This window comes from Novosphingobium sp. FG137 (genome assembly GCF_057809735.1).
In genome coordinates, this window is record NZ_JBMDKN010000004.1 from 521,666 (window position 1) to 535,720 (window position 14,055).

Sequence of the window (14,055 nt, forward strand, 5' to 3'; positions counted from 1 at the left end):
AGGGGGACCGCCCGCGTCAGCGGGTGGTGGAGGGGTCTACGCCGCCTGCGCGGCCATCAGGTAGCCGATGGTGCGGGCGAGGGTGGCCTTCAGCATGTGGCGGCTGACGACCATGTCGATCATGCCGTGCGCGTGGAGGTATTCGGCGCGCTGGAAGCCTTCGGGAAGCTTTTCGCGGATCGTGTCCTGGATCACGCGCTGGCCGGCAAAGCCGATGAGGGCGCCGGGTTCGGCAATCTGGATATCGCCGAGCATGGCGTAGCTCGCAGTAACGCCGCCGGTGGTCGGATCGGTGAGGACGACGATATAAGGCAGGCCCGCCGCGCGCATGCGATTGATGGCCACGGTGGTGCGCGGCATCTGCATGAGGCTCAAGATGCCTTCCTGCATGCGCGCACCGCCTGCCGCCGTCACGGCAATGAAGGGGCACTTGTTGGCGATGGCGGCCTCGGTCGCGGCGATGAAGGCATCGCCCACGGCCATGCCCATCGAGCCGCCCATGAAGCCGAAATCCTGCACGCCGACGACGGCCTTGTGGCCATCGATCTTGCCGACCGCGGCGGTTAGCGCATCAGGCAGCGGGTTGGCGGCGCGGGCGGCCTTGAGGCGATCCGTATAGCGCTTGGTATCGCGGAACTTGAGCGGGTCTTCGCGCACCTTGGGGGCGGGCAGGATCTCGAACCCGGCGTCGAGCAGCTGGGTGAGGCGCTCCGTCGCGCCGATGCGGCCGTGGTGATCGCAGCGCGGGCAGACCGAGAGGTTTTCCTCATACTCCTTGGTGAACAGCATTTCGCTGCACGAAGGGCACTTGATCCAGAGGTTGTCCGGCGTGTCGCGCTTGGGCGAGAACGGCAGCGAATTGCGGACGCGGGTTAGCCAGCTCATGCATCAACCTTTCGTGCCGAATGGACGGCCTTGGCTAGCGCGGAAACGAGATCGCGTACAGGTCCGGCGGCGTTTTCGCCGTGCTCGGCGATGATGTCGATCAGCGCGGAGCCGACGACGACGCCGTCTGCCACCTGGGCAATGGGGCCGGCCTGCTCGGGCGTGCGCACGCCGAAGCCGACGGCGACGGGGATCTGGGCGGTCTGCTTGATGCGGTCGACGGCCTCTTCGATGGATGCGAGCGCGGCGGACTGCTTGCCGGTGATGCCTGCGACCGACACGTAGTAGAGGAAGCCCGAGGAGCCTTCGAGCACGGCGGGCAGCCGCGCGGCGTCGGTTGTCGGCGTCGCGAGGCGGATCGGGCTGATCCCGGCCTTGCGCAGATAGGGGCCGAGTTCGCCGTCTTCCTCGGGCGGGATATCGACGCAGATCACCCCGTCGACCCCGGCCTTGGCGGCCTCGGCGGCGAACCATTCCGGCCCGCGCGTGATCATCGGGTTGGCATAGCCCATGAGGACCAAAGGCACATCCGGGTGGCGCGCGCGGAAATCGGTGGCCATCTGCAGGATGTCGGCGGTCTTGGTACCGGCGGCAAGGCTGCGCAGATTGGCGCGCTGGATCGCCGGGCCATCGGCCATCGGATCGGTGAAAGGCATGCCAAGCTCGATCACATCGGCGCCGCCTTCGACGAGCGCATCGAGGATCGCGGGCGTGGCGGCGGGCGTTGGATCACCTGCGGTGACGAAGCAGACGAGGGCGGGGTGGCCCTTGGCGAAGGCGGCGGACAAACGCGTCACTGAGCCCTCTCCCCTTCAGGGGAGAGGGTTGGGAGAGGGGGCAGCATCTCGGCAATCACCCCGGTCAGATGGATCAAAACGCCCTCCAGATTCTGCATAACGTCAATATTCGAATAGCGTACGACTCGATAGCCTTGCGCTTCCAGAAAGCGAGTCCTCATCGCGTCGTGAGCATCATCGACGTCGTGGGTTCCACCGTCGATTTCGATCACCAGCTTCGGTTCGTTGGCCGCGAAATCGGCAATGAAGTTGCCAATCACCTTTTGCCGCCGGAACTTGATGCCTGCAAATCGTTCGGCCCGCAGCGCCAGCCACATGCGGGTTTCGGGTTCGGTCATGTGCTTGCGGTTATCCCGGGCGTGGCCCGTGAGCTTCGCGTCGCGCATTTCCCCTCTGCCCCTTTTTGCCCCTCTCCCAACCCTCTCCCCTGAAGGGGAGAGGGCCTTTTAGAGCTTCACCCCCAGATGCTCGGCGACCGAGAAGATGTCCTTGTCGCCGCGTCCGCAGAGGTTGGCGAGGATGATTGCGTCCTTGTCCATGGTCGGCGCGATCTTCTTGACCGCGGCGATGGCGTGGGCGGGTTCCAGCGCGGGGATGATGCCTTCGGTGCGGCAGAGCAGCTGGAAGCCATCGAGCGCTTCGGTGTCGGTTACCGAGGTGTATTCGACGCGGCCCGTTTCCTTGAGCCAGGCGTGTTCGGGGCCGATGCCGGGATAATCGAGGCCCGCCGAGATCGAGTGGCCCTCGAGGATCTGGCCGTCCTCGTCCTGCAGGAGGTAGGTCTTGTTGCCGTGGAGCACGCCGGGGCGCCCGCCCGCGAGGCTGGCGGCGTGGAGCTGGTCGAGCCCGTGGCCCGCAGCTTCGACGCCCATCATCTTGACGCTGGGATCATCGAGGAACGGGTGGAACAGGCCGATGGCATTGCTGCCGCCGCCGATGGCCGCGACGAGGAGATCAGGCAGGCGGCCGACGCGGCTCAGCATCTGGGCGCGGGCTTCCTTGCCGATCACGCTCTGAAAATCGCGGACGAGCTCCGGATAGGGGTGCGGGCCAGCGGCGGTGCCGATGATGTAGAAGGTGTTGTGGACGTTGGCGACCCAATCGCGCAGCGCCTCGTTCATCGCGTCCTTAAGCGTCGCGGCACCGGCGGTGACGGGGACGACTTCGGCGCCGAGGAGCTTCATGCGGAACACGTTGGGTGCCTGGCGCGCCACGTCCGTCGCGCCCATGAAGATCACGCAGGGCAGGCCAAAGCGCGCGCAGACGGTGGCGGTGGCGACGCCGTGCTGCCCCGCGCCGGTTTCCGCGATGATCCGCGTCTTGCCCATGCGGATGGCGAGGAGGATCTGGCCGATGCAGTTGTTGATCTTGTGCGCGCCGGTGTGATTGAGCTCGTCGCGCTTGAACCAGACTTGCGCGCCGCCCAGTTCCTCGGTGAGGCGCGGTGCGAAATAGAGCGGGCTGGGGCGGCCTACGTAGTGTTCGAGGAGATCGTCGAATTCGGCATGGAAGGCGGGATCGGCCTTGGCCTTGCGATATTCCGCTTCCAGATCGAGGATCAGCGGCATCAGCGTTTCGGCGACATAGCGGCCGCCGAACTGGCCGAAGTGGCCCTGTGCGTCAGGCTGGTTGCGGAAGCTGTTGGGGATGGGCGCGTTCATGGCGCCTCGCTTGGCAGAGGGGCGCGCGCTTGTCCAGATTCGTGGGCTTAAGGGAAGGTCAGGCGGCGCGGGCAGCCTTGCAGAACTGAGTGATGAGGGCATCGTCCTTCACGCCGGGCGCAGATTCGACGCCGGAGGAGACGTCGACCAGCGGGGCCTGTGTTACGCGGACGGCTTCGGAGACGTTGGCGGGGGAGAGGCCGCCGGCGAGGCCCCAGGGGAGCGGGGCCTTGTAGCCTGCGAGCAGGGTCCAATCGAACACGAGGCCGAGGCCGCCGGGTATTGCGGCGCCTTTGGGGGGCTTGGCATCGAACAGGACGAGATCGGCGGCGCCCGCGAAGGTTTCAGCGCGGGCGATGTCCGCAGCGGTCGAGACGGCGGTGGCTTTCCACACCGGCTTGCCGAAAGCGGCGCGGATCGCGGCGACGCGGGCTGGGTCTTCCTTGCCGTGGAGCTGGATCACATCGAGCTCCACGGCGGCGACGACTTCGGCGATCAGGCTTTCTGCGGCATCGACGAAGAGGCCGACGAGCTTGATCCGGCCCGCGGCACGAGCGCCGAGTGCTGCCGCATCCTTGAGCGCGAGGTGGCGCGCGCTGGCCGGAAATATCACGAGGCCCGCATAATCGGCGTGCGCGGCGATCGTCGCTTCGAGGGCGACGGGGGTTGTGAGGCCGCAGATCTTGATTTGGGGGGCGGGCATGAGGTGCGGATAGGGGTTGGATATGCGGTCTGTCCACCTCTTCGTCATTGCGAGGAGCGGAGCGACGAAGCAATCCAGAGCGGTTGTGCGTGCCGCTCTGGATTGCTTCGCTGCGCTCGCAATGACGAGGTCTTGGGTGTCTTACTGCCCCAGTTCGAACGTCACCGTCACATTCGCAGCCACCTGCACTTCGCCTGCTGCGATGGGGCTGGGGGCGCCGGCCATCGCCTTTTCGGCGCGGGCGTACATCACCATCGGCTGGGGGGCATAGCCGCCGCTTTCGCTGATGGTGAGGATGCGCTTGACGGTGAGGCCAGCCGCCTTGGCATAGAGCTCAGCGCGCGCGCGGGCCTTTTTCATCGCTTCGAGCCGGGCTTCGTCGCTTGCCGTATCGGGGTTGTCGAGCTGGAACGAGGGGCCGCTGACCTGATTGGCGCCGGCGTTCACCAGTGTGTCGATCGTCTTGCCGTAGTTGCCGATCTTGCGCTGCTTGACCTCGACCTGGTTGTTGGCCTGATAGCCGATGATGACCGGATCGCCGCTGACGTTGCCGTTCGCATCCGCACGCGGCTGGCCGTAGACCGGGTTCACCGAAAGGTTGCTGGTCTGGATGTCGCGCTCGGCAATGCCCGAGGCCTTGAGCGCGGTGATCACCGCGTTCATGCGGTCGGCGTTTTCGGAGAGCGCGGCAGCGGCGGTCTTGGCCTGCGTGGTGACGCCAGCGCTGAACACGGCGAGGTCCGGCGTGCGGCTCGACTTGCCATCAGCGCTGAGCGTGAGCACGGCATTGCCGGGGGCGACCACGGGGGCGGGTGAAACGGCCTGCGCCATGGCGGGCGAGACGGCCCCGGAAACGGCGAACCCAGCGGCAAGCGCGGCGGCCATCAGGAGCGAGGTGGAGGTAGTCGTCATCGGTTGGTCCCCTTGAGAATATGCCGCCCATGTGGGGCGAGGGGGCTTTCGCGGGGCTGAACCGCGATGACAGGAGCGCTTCAGGAGATGGACCGTTCGAGCACGACCATCTGGAAGGGCACGTCCATCGGCAGCGGGAAGGGGCGCAGCTCTCCGGTGCGGGTGTAGCCGCGCCGTTCGTACCACGCGATCAGTTCCTCGCGCACGTCGACGACGATGAGTTCCATGCGAGTGGCGGCGAATTCGCGGACGGCAAGCCGTTCGACTTCGCTGACGAGAGCGCGGCCGAGGCCGCCGGCCTGGCGCTCGGGATCGATGCAGAGCAGGCCCATGTAGGCGAGGCCCTGCCCGAGATCGGTGATCGTGACCGTGCCGACGAGTGTGCCGCACTGTTCGGCAAGCAGCACGCGCTTTTCGGGTGCGGCGACCATCGCGGCGACTTCTGCGGGCGTGGTGCGGTCGCCGCCGAGGAGGTCCGCTTCGTTGGTCCAGCCCTTGCGGGCGCTGTCGCCGCGGTAGCCGCTCTCGATCAGGGCGCGTAACGCGGGCGCGTCGGCAGGCTGCGCAATACGGTAGGTCGTCATGGCTCGGTTCAGAGCGTGGCCTCGATGGCGCGGGCGGCAGCGACCGGGTCTTCGGCACGGCTGATCGGGCGGCCGATGACGAGGACGCTGGCGCCGTCCCGCCGCGCGGCGCCGGGAGTGACGATGCGCTTCTGATCGGCGGTATGACCCGTATCTGGTCTGAGGCCGGGGACGACGAAGAAGCCGTTCTTCCAGCGCTTGTGGATCGCGCCGACTTCGTGGCCCGAGCAGACGATACCGTCGAGCCCGGCTTCCTGCGCCAGATCGGCAAGCCGCAGCGCCTGATCGTGCGCGCCGCCGGGGACGCCGACGCCGGCGAGGTCGTCGTCATCGAGGCTGGTGAGCACGGTGACGGCGACGACCTTGCAATGCTCGCCCGCCGCGGCCTTGGCGTCTTCCATCATTGCGCGCCCCCCCGCAGCGTGAATCGTGACGATGGCGGGTTCGAGCACGTGGATCGACTGCATCGCGGCGGCGACGGTGTTCGGAATGTCGTGCAGCTTGAGATCGAGGAAGATCGGCAGGCCGAGCTTGGCCACTTCGTGCACGCCGTGGTGGCCATGCGCGCAGAAGAATTCGAGGCCGAGCTTCACCCCGCCGATGTGGCCCTTGACCTTCTGCGCCAGCGCAATGGCGGCATCGAGGCGGGGGAGATCGAGCGCGAGATAGACGGGATTGCTCATGAGGCTTCGCTTGCTTTCCGGGCTTCGAGCTGGGTGGAGGAGAGCGAGGCGCTTCCGGCCAGCGTGGTTTCAAGATTGGCGATGCGGCGCTGGAGCCGCCAGCGCGTGGTGCGATGGATCAGCCACATGGGGACGAGGCCAAGGAGGAACGCGCCGATCACGAGCGCGGGCAGCTTGGTATCGAGAACGAGGCCCTGCCACACGACGAGTTCGACCGGTTGCCAGTTGGCGGCGGAGAATGCGGCCAGCGCGGCCACGATGACCAGCCACAGGATCGAACGAAACACTTTCATCAGGCTTTGTCCCCAGCCCCCGCCGCGTTGGCATCCATGCTAGGGCGCTTTGCGGAGGAAGGCCAGACCTCGAAGTTGAGAGGGGCATCGGGCGGTCCGTTCCCCTCTCCCAACCCTCTCCCCTGAAGGGTAGAGGGCTATCAACTCAGGCTTACTCCCCGAACACGCGGGCGAAGATCGTGTCGACAGCCTTGAAGTGGTAATCGAGGTTGAACTTGTCCTCGAGGTCCTTGGCGCTGATCACCGCGCTGACTTCGGGATCGGCTTTCAGCAGTTCGAGCAGCGAGAGCTGGCCGTCCGACTGCCAGACCTGCATCGCATTGCGCTGGACGAGGCGGTAGGAATCATCGCGCGTCAGGCCAGCCTGCGTGAGCGCGAGCAGAACGCGCTGCGAATGGACGAGGCCGCCCATGCGATCGAGGTTCTTCTGCATGCGCTCGGGATAGACGAGCAGCTTGTCGATCACCGAAGTGAGGCGGGCGAGCGCGAAATCGAGCGTGATCGTCGCGTCCGGCCCGATGTACCGCTCGACCGAGGAGTGCGAGATATCGCGCTCGTGCCACAGCGCGACATTTTCGAGCGCGGGGGTGACGGCGGAGCGGACGACGCGAGCGAGGCCGGTGAGATTCTCGGTGAGCACCGGGTTGCGCTTGTGCGGCATGGCCGAAGAACCCTTCTGGCCGGGCGAGAAGTATTCCTCCGCTTCCAGCACTTCGGTGCGCTGCAAGTGGCGCACTTCGGTGGCGAGGCGTTCGATGCTGCTGGCCACGACGCCGAGGACGGCGAAGAACATCGCATGGCGATCGCGCGGGATGACCTGCGTGGAGACGGGCTCGACTGCGAGGCCCAGCTTTTCGGCGACATGGGCTTCGACCGCCGGATCGATATTGGCGAAAGTGCCGACCGCACCCGAGATGGCGCAAGTGGCGACTTCGGCGCGGGCGGCAACGAGGCGCGCGCGGCAACGGGCGAATTCGGCATAGGCCTGCGCCAGTTTGAGCCCGAAGGTGGTCGGCTCGGCATGAATGCCGTGGCTGCGGCCGATGGTGGGGGTGTACTTGTGCTCCACCGCGCGGCGCTTGATCGCCTCCAGCAGCGCGTCAAGGTCGGCGATAAGGATATCGGCGGCCTGCGTGAGCTGGACGTTGAGGGTGGTATCGAGCACGTCGGAGCTGGTCATGCCCTGATGCATGAAGCGGGCTTCGGGGCCGACTTCCTTGGCCACCCAATCGAGGAAGGCGATGACATCGTGCTTGGTCACGGCTTCGATCGCGTCGATCGCGGCGACGTCGATCTTGGGGTTCGTCGCCCACCAGTCCCACAGCGCCTTGGCGGCGGAGGGCGGGACCACGCCGAGTTCGCCCAGCTTCTCGGTCGCATGGGCCTCGATCTCGAACCAGATGCGATAGCGCGCCTCCGGTTCCCAGATCGCGGTCATCGCGGGGCGGGCATAACGGGGGACCATGGACGACTCCTCAAGCGCGGTTTGTTGGGGTTGCCGCTAGGAGGGAGGGTGGCGGAAGGCAAGAGGGCGCGGGTCAGGCGGTGAAGCTGAGGTCGGTCTCGCCCGTGGTCTGGCCTGCGGCATCGAATCGGCGCTCGATGATGCGCGCGGCTCCGTCTGCCGCGATGGTGAGCACGGTCGAGCAGCGGGTGCCGTAGAGCGGATTGCGGATGAATACGCCGGAGAAGCGCGGGTCCGGGCCTTCGCCGGGCAGTTCGGTGCGATCCGCGAGCGCGGCGAAGAGCGCGGCGGGATCGTCTTCACCCATCTCCAGCCATGCGCCCAGTGCGGCTTCGAGCGCGCGGGTCTTGGCCCAGGGCGCGTGGTGCGGGCCGTTGGAGAGGCCGTGGATGCCGGGCGCAAGCGCGCGGCGCTGCGGCCGGGGGTGGTTGGTGAGATGCCACGCGCTCTCAGGTTCGGCCATGAACAGGTTGAACGGGTTCATGGTTTCGGGCGCGGCGGGTTCGCGGCCCGCCAGCCAGTCCGTCACCAGTGCGCCGCGCGAGGCGAGGTGGGGCTGCGGATAACCCTCGACGCGCAAGTTGGTGACCAGCGCGGCGCGCCCGGCAGCGTTGACGCCGAGCCAGGTGCCGCCGGCTTGCAGATCGCGTCCGGCGATGACGCCGCTTTCCCACTCCGCCAGGGGCGCGGTTGGGCGTTCGTGGAACTCATCGCGGTTGCCGATCACGACGAGGCGCCAGCGCGGATGCGCGCGGAAGGCGGCAGCGGCAACGCACATCAGATCAGGCCCTTCGCCTTCAGGCTGACATGGCCCTGCCGCCCGATGATCACATGATCGTGGACGGTAATCCCCAGCAGGCGCCCGGCTTCGATGATCTTGTGGGTGATCTGGATGTCGGCGCGGCTGGGCTCCGGGCTGCCGGAGGGGTGATTGTGGACAAGGATCAGTGCGGCTGCGCCGATGGCCATGGCCTTTGCGATGATCTCGCGCGTGTAGATCGCGGATTCGTCGAGCGTGCCGTCACTGACGATCTGATCGAGGATCAGGCGGTTTTGCGTGTTGAGATAGAGTACGCGGACGCGTTCGTGGTTGAGGTGCGCCATATCGATGTGGAGGTAATCGAGCAGGGCCTGCCAGCTGGAAAGGACCGGCTCTTCGCGGACGGTCTGCCGGGCGAGGCGGCGCGCGGAAATGCCGACGATCTTGAGGGCGGCGGCGGCGGCGTCCTTGATCCCAGACACACCCATCAGAGTTTGCGCATCCGCGTTGAGCACACCGGCAAGGCTGCCGAAGCGCTGGAGCAGCATACGCGCGTGGGGTTTCACATCCTGCCGGGGGATGGCGGTCATCAACAGATATTCGATCACCTCGTGATCGCCGAGCGCATCGTCGCCGCCTTCGAGCAGGCGTTTCCTGAGGCGGGCACGGTGGCCGGACGGATCGAGCCCGGCCTCGCGCACCCGGTCCTTCTCCGACTTGTCGCGACCGGGCTGGGGAAAGAGGCTGGGCGGTTCGTCCATCACGCGCAGACTTTGCCCGCGCGGGCGGCAGGGCGCAAGCGGCGGCATTGCGTCCGCCCGCCTGCTGGGCAACAAGGCGGGCAATGCCGGACGAGACCGCGCCTCTGAACGAATCGCCGGATGGCAAGCCTGGGGCACCGCGCAGCGCCAAGCGTCGCAGGATTGCGCTGGTCTCCGCCGGGGCTCTCGCCGCGCTGGCCATTGGGCTGTGGTCTGCGCGCGAGCAGATTGCAGGCGGCCTGATCGACAGGCAGCTGGCGCAAATGGGCCTGCCCGGTCGCTATGCGATCGAGGGCATCGGCGCGGATCGGCAAATCCTGAAGAACATCGTGATCGGCGATCCGGCGCATCCCGACCTCACCATCGCGCGCGCCGAAATCCGCCTGTCCTATGGCCTGCTGGGGCCACGCATCGGGCAGATCATTCTCGAACAGCCAAGGCTTTACGGGGCATATCGGCAAGGCCACCTGAGCTTCGGCGCGCTCGACAGGATGGTGCTGGCCAATGCGCCCTCCGGCACGGCGCCGGGGCTGCCCGATCTTGATCTCCGGATCGTCGATGGCCGCGCATTGCTGGAAACCGACTTTGGCCGCCTTGCCGTGAAGGCCGATGGCGCGGGCAATCTGGCAGACGGGTTCAAGGGAACGATGGCCGCGATCATGCCCGGCGTGGCGGCGGGCGGATGCAGCGGCGAGCGGCTGACGGGCTATGGCACAGTTTCGGTAGCGGACGGCCGGCCGCGCTTTGCGGGGCCGGTGCGGCTTGCCGGGCTGACCTGCGGGAAGGATCTTGCCGCAGGTCCATCGGCACTGGCGCTTGACGTGTCGGGGGACAAGGACCTCGGCGGCGCGACCATCAAGGGCAAGCTGGAAGCGGGCGCGCTGGCCGCGCCGGGCATGACTGCCGCACGCCTCACGCTGGGCGGTGCACTGGCCTTCAAGCTGGGCGAACTGCGCGGCCATGTGCTGAGCGAGGCGCAAGGCGTGCGCACGGCGAGCCTGACGGCGGGCTCGCTCGGTATCGACGGCGATCTCGATATGAAAGGGGGCGGGGAGAGCCTCGTCTTCCGGGGTGCGGTTTCCGGCCGTAACCTTGCGCGCGGGGCCGCGAGCGAAAAGGCGCTGGCAGGGGCGCAAGCGGCGGCGAAAGGCACGCTGGCCGCGCCGCTGCTCGCCCGCCTGCGCAGCGCGCTGGGCCGCGAGGAACGCGGTAGCCGCCTGGCCGGCGATATCGCGCTGCGCCGCGATGGGGCGCGCTTCAGCCTTGTTGCGCCAAGCGCGGTGCTGCGCGGCGGGAGCGGCGCGGTGCTGCTTTCGGTTTCGCGCCTGCAGGTCGCCTCGGAACCAGAAAAGCTGCCCACGCTTACCGGCAATTTCGTGATGGCGGGCGAAGGTCTGCCGCCGATCACCGGGCGCATGGAGCCTGGCGCGGGCGGACGCCCGGCGCTCAAGCTGCGTATGGCCGAATATCGCGCCGGGGCAGACATGCTGGCGCTGCCCCTGCTCGAGATCGCGCAAGGGCCGGGCGGATCGCTCAGCTTTGCCGGCACGGCGCTGGCTTCGGGGGGCATCCCGGGCGGCGCGGTGAGGGGGCTGACCCTGCCGATTGCGGGCACGATCGGGCCGCGCGGCGATCTCGCGCTGTGGCCGCGCTGCGTGACGCCGTCATTCGCCAGCCTGCAACTGAGCGCGCTCACGCTCGACAAGCGGCAGCTGACGATCTGTCCAGCGGGCGGACAGGCTATCGTGCGCTATGGTCCGCAGGGGCTGAAGGCCGCGCTCGGCATCAATGCGCTCGCGCTGAGCGGGCGGCTGGGCGAGACCCCTCTGCTGCTGAACACGGGGCCGGTAGGCCTTGCATGGCCCGGCACGCTGACGGTTCGCGGCGCGGACGTAGTGCTGGGGCCGGGGGATACGGCGACGCGGCTGCGCCTCGTCAATCTGGTGGCGCGGCTGGGCCGGGACTTTACCGGCACGTTTGACGGCGTGGACGCCAAGCTCGCCGCCGTGCCGATCGACATGAGCGGAGCCGCGGGCGACTGGCGCTTTGCGGACGGGGTGCTGACGCTGAGCGGCGTGCGCTTCGCCGCCGCCGACCGGTTTGCGCCGGCGCGGTTCAAGACGCTGGCGGGGGAAAGCGCGGTTCTGACGCTCAAGGACAACCGCATAACTGCGCAGGCCCTGCTGCGGGAGCCGGATTCGCGGCGCGAGGTGCTGCGGGTGGCCGTCCGCCACGATCTCGCCACCGCGCGCGGTCATGCCGATCTCGCGGTAGATGGGCTGGTGTTCGACAAGGGCAAGATCGTGCCCGGCAAGGTCGGCGGGCTGCAGTTGCGCGATCTGGCGCCGCAGTTCCGCGGCGTCGTCGCCGATGCCGAAGGGACGGTGCGCGGCAAGGGCGTGGTCGACTGGACCGCCGAACGCGTGACAAGTTCTGGCAGCTTCGGCACCGAAGACCTTGATTTCTCCGCCGCGTTTGGCCCGGTAAAGGGCATTTCCGGCATACTGGTCTTCACCGATCTGATCGGCATGGTCACCGCACCGCACCAGACCCTGCACGTGGCTTCGGCCAATCCGGGGATCGAAGTGACCGACGGTGTCGTCGATATCGAACTGCTGCCCGAGCAGGTCGTGCGCATCAATAGCGGGATATGGCCGTTCCTTGGCGGCAAGTTGAAGCTGGCGCCGGGCGACCTGCGCATGACGGTGAACGAGCCGCGCCGCTTCCGGATCGAGATGGAAGGGATCGATGCGGCCAAGTTCCTTGAGCGGATGGAACTGGCGAACCTTTCCGCAACCGGTGTCTTCGATGGCCACCTGCCGCTTGAATTCGATGCCAATGGCGGGCGCATCACGGGCGGACAGCTGGTCTCGCGGCCTCCGGGCGGCACAGTGTCCTATGTCGGCGCGCTATCCTACAAGGACCTCTCGACCATGGCGAACTTCGCGTTCGATGCGCTGAAATCGCTTGATTATTCGAGCATGACGATCGGGATGGACGGCAACCTCGCGGGCGATGTCATCACGCGGGTCGAGTTCTCCGGGATCAAGCAGGGCAAGGACACCAAGCAGAACTTCATCACCCGGCAGGTCTCGCGCGTGCCGATCCAGTTCAACGTCAACATCCATGCGCCGTTCTATAGCCTGATCAGTTCGATGAACCCGCAGCCGCCGCCGGGGGCGTTTCGTGGCCTGCCGGGAACTTTGACGCCGGGAACCTTGGCGCCGGGAACCTTGCAGCCACCTGCAAGCGGCGTTCAGCCCCAAGTCAGCAGCACCAAGCCAAAAGGACCCAGCAATTGACGTTGGTCAGCAACCCTGCAACCAAGTGGCCCATCCAAGGTGAGGGGCATAACAGAATGGCTGGGACAGGCAGACGACTGCGGCAATTGTGCCTCGCGGCCGTGATGGTGGCAGGCTCGATGCTGACGGCGGGCTGCATAACCGTGAAAGCGCCCGACAAGCCGATCGTCATCGAGCTCAACATCAACATCAAGCAGGAAGTGGTCTATCGCCTGGCCGGGGATGCCAGCCAGACGATCGACAAGAACAAGGACATTTTCTGAGATGGCACGCACATTTGGAAACTTCACGATTGCGCTTGCCGCGCTGGCCGTGGCGGGCATGATTCCCGCCGCCGCGCTGGCCCAGCGCGATCCTGCCTACGCCGCCGCGCGCGCCGCCGGGCAGGTGGGCGAGAAGGTCGATGGCTACCTCGGCTATGTCGTGCCGCCGCCGCCCTCGCTCAAAGGGGTGATCGACGAGCTCAATATCAAGCGCAAGGCGGTTTACGCCGAAAAGGCCGCCGCCGCCCACGCGACGGTGGAGGAATATGCGCTCACGTCTGGCTGCCTGCTGATCTCGCAGACCCAGCCGGGCGAGAAGTACCAGGGCCCCGATGGCAGCTGGCAGACGCGCACCTCCGCGCCCCCATTGCGCGATTCGCGCTGCCCCTGAGGTAAAATCGCGGCAAATTCGGGCGCGCGCCGGGTCGATGATCCGGCGCGCGTCTTCGCACATGCCGCAAATCTGCGGTTTACAGCTGCTTCCGCCGCGGTTGACTTGATAAGCCGCCCTTCCTAAAGGGCCGGTGCCCTTGACGGGGGACCGTTTCCCGCGCCAGGCCCCTTGCGCTGTTTCAGGCGAAAAGAAGGCTGGCATGGTTGACGACCCTGACCGTGAGGACCCTATCGGCGCGGATGCCCGGATCGCATCGCTTGAGGCGCGGCTTGCCGCGGCGAAGGCGATCGAGGCGGAGCGGACGCGCAGCGGCCAGCAAGGTGCCGATGCGGGTTACCGCCTCGGCAATCGCGTTCTGGCCGAACTGTTGGGGGGAATGATCGGGGGTGCAGCGGTTGGCGTGGCCATTGACTGGTTCGTCGGACGCGGCCACTGGGGCCTGATGGTGATGCTGTTCCTCGGGATCGCAGTCGCCTTCAGAAACATTATCCGGATTGCGAACCGGCGTTCCGATTGACCCCCTGGACCGAGGGGGCCGCATTGGAAGGCCGTTTTGGCATAAGTTTTTGTGGTTTTCTGGGAAACGGGATTT

Annotated in this window: 16 protein-coding genes; 4 read left to right on the forward strand and 12 right to left on the reverse strand. The window is 66.9% G+C overall.

Translation table 11 applies throughout. The features are described 5' to 3' along the window. Positions 1-36 precede the first annotated feature (36 nt). The 12 genes from accD to radC all read right to left on the reverse strand — a co-directional run bounded on the left by accD (position 37) and on the right by radC (position 9,504). Positions 37-885: an acetyl-CoA carboxylase, carboxyltransferase subunit beta gene (gene accD, locus ACODS2_RS14470; RefSeq protein ID WP_488999464.1), complete on the reverse strand. Its 849-nt coding sequence runs from the start codon at positions 883-885 to the stop codon at positions 37-39. Next, positions 882-1,682, reverse strand: a complete 801-nt coding sequence (trpA, locus tag ACODS2_RS14475; RefSeq protein ID WP_488999465.1) for a tryptophan synthase subunit alpha — start codon at positions 1,680-1,682, stop codon at positions 882-884. Before trpA ends, accD begins: the two co-directional genes overlap by 4 nt. Beyond that, the gene (locus ACODS2_RS14480; protein WP_488999466.1) at positions 1,679-2,068 is read right to left on the reverse strand and encodes an endonuclease domain-containing protein; all 390 of its coding nucleotides are present in this window, start codon (positions 2,066-2,068) and stop codon (positions 1,679-1,681) included. Before ACODS2_RS14480 ends, trpA begins: the two co-directional genes overlap by 4 nt. Before the next feature lie 60 nt (positions 2,069-2,128). Then, positions 2,129-3,343 (reverse strand): tryptophan synthase subunit beta, encoded by a 1,215-nt coding sequence (gene trpB / locus ACODS2_RS14485; protein ID WP_488999467.1) that lies wholly within the window; start codon positions 3,341-3,343, stop codon positions 2,129-2,131. 58 nt (positions 3,344-3,401) lie between these two features. Beyond that, positions 3,402-4,046 (reverse strand): phosphoribosylanthranilate isomerase, encoded by a 645-nt coding sequence (locus ACODS2_RS14490; RefSeq protein WP_488999468.1) that lies wholly within the window; start codon positions 4,044-4,046, stop codon positions 3,402-3,404. Between the two features lie 141 nt (positions 4,047-4,187). After that, the gene (locus ACODS2_RS14495) at positions 4,188-4,958 is read right to left on the reverse strand and encodes an SIMPL domain-containing protein (RefSeq protein ID WP_488999469.1); all 771 of its coding nucleotides are present in this window, start codon (positions 4,956-4,958) and stop codon (positions 4,188-4,190) included. 80 nt (positions 4,959-5,038) lie between these two features. Next, a complete protein-coding gene (locus ACODS2_RS14500) occupies positions 5,039-5,542 on the reverse strand; it encodes a GNAT family N-acetyltransferase (RefSeq protein WP_488999470.1) in 504 nt (167 codons plus the stop codon). Positions 5,543-5,550: 8 nt separating this feature from the next. Further along, positions 5,551-6,225 carry an orotidine-5'-phosphate decarboxylase gene (gene pyrF, locus ACODS2_RS14505; RefSeq protein ID WP_292941178.1) on the reverse strand — a complete coding sequence of 225 codons (675 nt, stop codon included), beginning with the start codon at positions 6,223-6,225 and terminating at the stop codon, positions 5,551-5,553. Further along, positions 6,222-6,518 carry a DUF1049 domain-containing protein gene (locus ACODS2_RS14510; protein WP_488999471.1) on the reverse strand — a complete coding sequence of 99 codons (297 nt, stop codon included), beginning with the start codon at positions 6,516-6,518 and terminating at the stop codon, positions 6,222-6,224. Before ACODS2_RS14510 ends, pyrF begins: the two co-directional genes overlap by 4 nt. Positions 6,519-6,669: 151 nt before the next feature. Next, positions 6,670-7,983: an adenylosuccinate lyase gene (gene purB, locus ACODS2_RS14515; protein ID WP_488999472.1), complete on the reverse strand. Its 1,314-nt coding sequence runs from the start codon at positions 7,981-7,983 to the stop codon at positions 6,670-6,672. 73 nt (positions 7,984-8,056) lie between these two features. Beyond that, positions 8,057-8,761, reverse strand: a complete 705-nt coding sequence (locus tag ACODS2_RS14520) for an NRDE family protein (protein ID WP_488999473.1) — start codon at positions 8,759-8,761, stop codon at positions 8,057-8,059. Beyond that, positions 8,761-9,504 (reverse strand): RadC family protein, encoded by a 744-nt coding sequence (radC, locus tag ACODS2_RS14525; protein ID WP_488999474.1) that lies wholly within the window; start codon positions 9,502-9,504, stop codon positions 8,761-8,763. The genes ACODS2_RS14520 and radC overlap by 1 nt, the downstream gene beginning before the upstream one ends. A gap of 83 nt (positions 9,505-9,587) precedes the next feature. Here radC and ACODS2_RS14530 point away from each other — a divergent pair, with 83 nt between their 5' ends. From ACODS2_RS14530 to ACODS2_RS14545, 4 genes are all read left to right on the forward strand, one after another. Next, positions 9,588-12,806, forward strand: a complete 3,219-nt coding sequence (locus ACODS2_RS14530) for an intermembrane phospholipid transport protein YdbH family protein (protein ID WP_488999475.1) — start codon at positions 9,588-9,590, stop codon at positions 12,804-12,806. A gap of 56 nt (positions 12,807-12,862) precedes the next feature. After that, entirely contained in the window at positions 12,863-13,069 is a 207-nt protein-coding gene (locus tag ACODS2_RS14535; protein ID WP_488999476.1) for a YnbE family lipoprotein, read from the forward strand. 1 nt (position 13,070) lies between these two features. After that, positions 13,071-13,460, forward strand: coding sequence for a YdbL family probable chaperone protein (locus tag ACODS2_RS14540; protein WP_488999477.1), 390 nt, complete (start codon positions 13,071-13,073; stop codon positions 13,458-13,460). A 202-nt stretch (positions 13,461-13,662) separates the two neighbouring features. Further along, positions 13,663-13,980 carry an AtpZ/AtpI family protein gene (locus ACODS2_RS14545; protein ID WP_292941152.1) on the forward strand — a complete coding sequence of 106 codons (318 nt, stop codon included), beginning with the start codon at positions 13,663-13,665 and terminating at the stop codon, positions 13,978-13,980. The last annotated feature ends 75 nt before the right edge of the window (positions 13,981-14,055 follow it).

Coding starts and splice junctions, on each gene's coding strand:
- ACODS2_RS14535 (WP_488999476.1), top strand. CDS start 12,863: ATGGCTGGGACAGGCAGACGACTGCGGCAATTGTGCCTCGCGGCCGTG.
- ACODS2_RS14510 (WP_488999471.1), bottom strand. CDS start 6,518: ATGAAAGTGTTTCGTTCGATCCTGTGGCTGGTCATCGTGGCCGCGCTG.
- ACODS2_RS14480 (WP_488999466.1), bottom strand. CDS start 2,068: ATGCGCGACGCGAAGCTCACGGGCCACGCCCGGGATAACCGCAAGCAC.
- radC (WP_488999474.1), bottom strand. CDS start 9,504: ATGGACGAACCGCCCAGCCTCTTTCCCCAGCCCGGTCGCGACAAGTCG.
- purB (WP_488999472.1), bottom strand. CDS start 7,983: ATGGTCCCCCGTTATGCCCGCCCCGCGATGACCGCGATCTGGGAACCG.
- ACODS2_RS14490 (WP_488999468.1), bottom strand. CDS start 4,046: ATGCCCGCCCCCCAAATCAAGATCTGCGGCCTCACAACCCCCGTCGCC.
- accD (WP_488999464.1), bottom strand. CDS start 885: ATGAGCTGGCTAACCCGCGTCCGCAATTCGCTGCCGTTCTCGCCCAAG.
- ACODS2_RS14495 (WP_488999469.1), bottom strand. CDS start 4,958: ATGACGACTACCTCCACCTCGCTCCTGATGGCCGCCGCGCTTGCCGCT.
- ACODS2_RS14545 (WP_292941152.1), top strand. CDS start 13,663: ATGGTTGACGACCCTGACCGTGAGGACCCTATCGGCGCGGATGCCCGG.
- ACODS2_RS14540 (WP_488999477.1), top strand. CDS start 13,071: ATGGCACGCACATTTGGAAACTTCACGATTGCGCTTGCCGCGCTGGCC.
- trpB (WP_488999467.1), bottom strand. CDS start 3,343: ATGAACGCGCCCATCCCCAACAGCTTCCGCAACCAGCCTGACGCACAG.
- ACODS2_RS14520 (WP_488999473.1), bottom strand. CDS start 8,761: ATGTGCGTTGCCGCTGCCGCCTTCCGCGCGCATCCGCGCTGGCGCCTC.
- ACODS2_RS14500 (WP_488999470.1), bottom strand. CDS start 5,542: ATGACGACCTACCGTATTGCGCAGCCTGCCGACGCGCCCGCGTTACGC.
- pyrF (WP_292941178.1), bottom strand. CDS start 6,225: ATGAGCAATCCCGTCTATCTCGCGCTCGATCTCCCCCGCCTCGATGCC.
- ACODS2_RS14530 (WP_488999475.1), top strand. CDS start 9,588: ATGCCGGACGAGACCGCGCCTCTGAACGAATCGCCGGATGGCAAGCCT.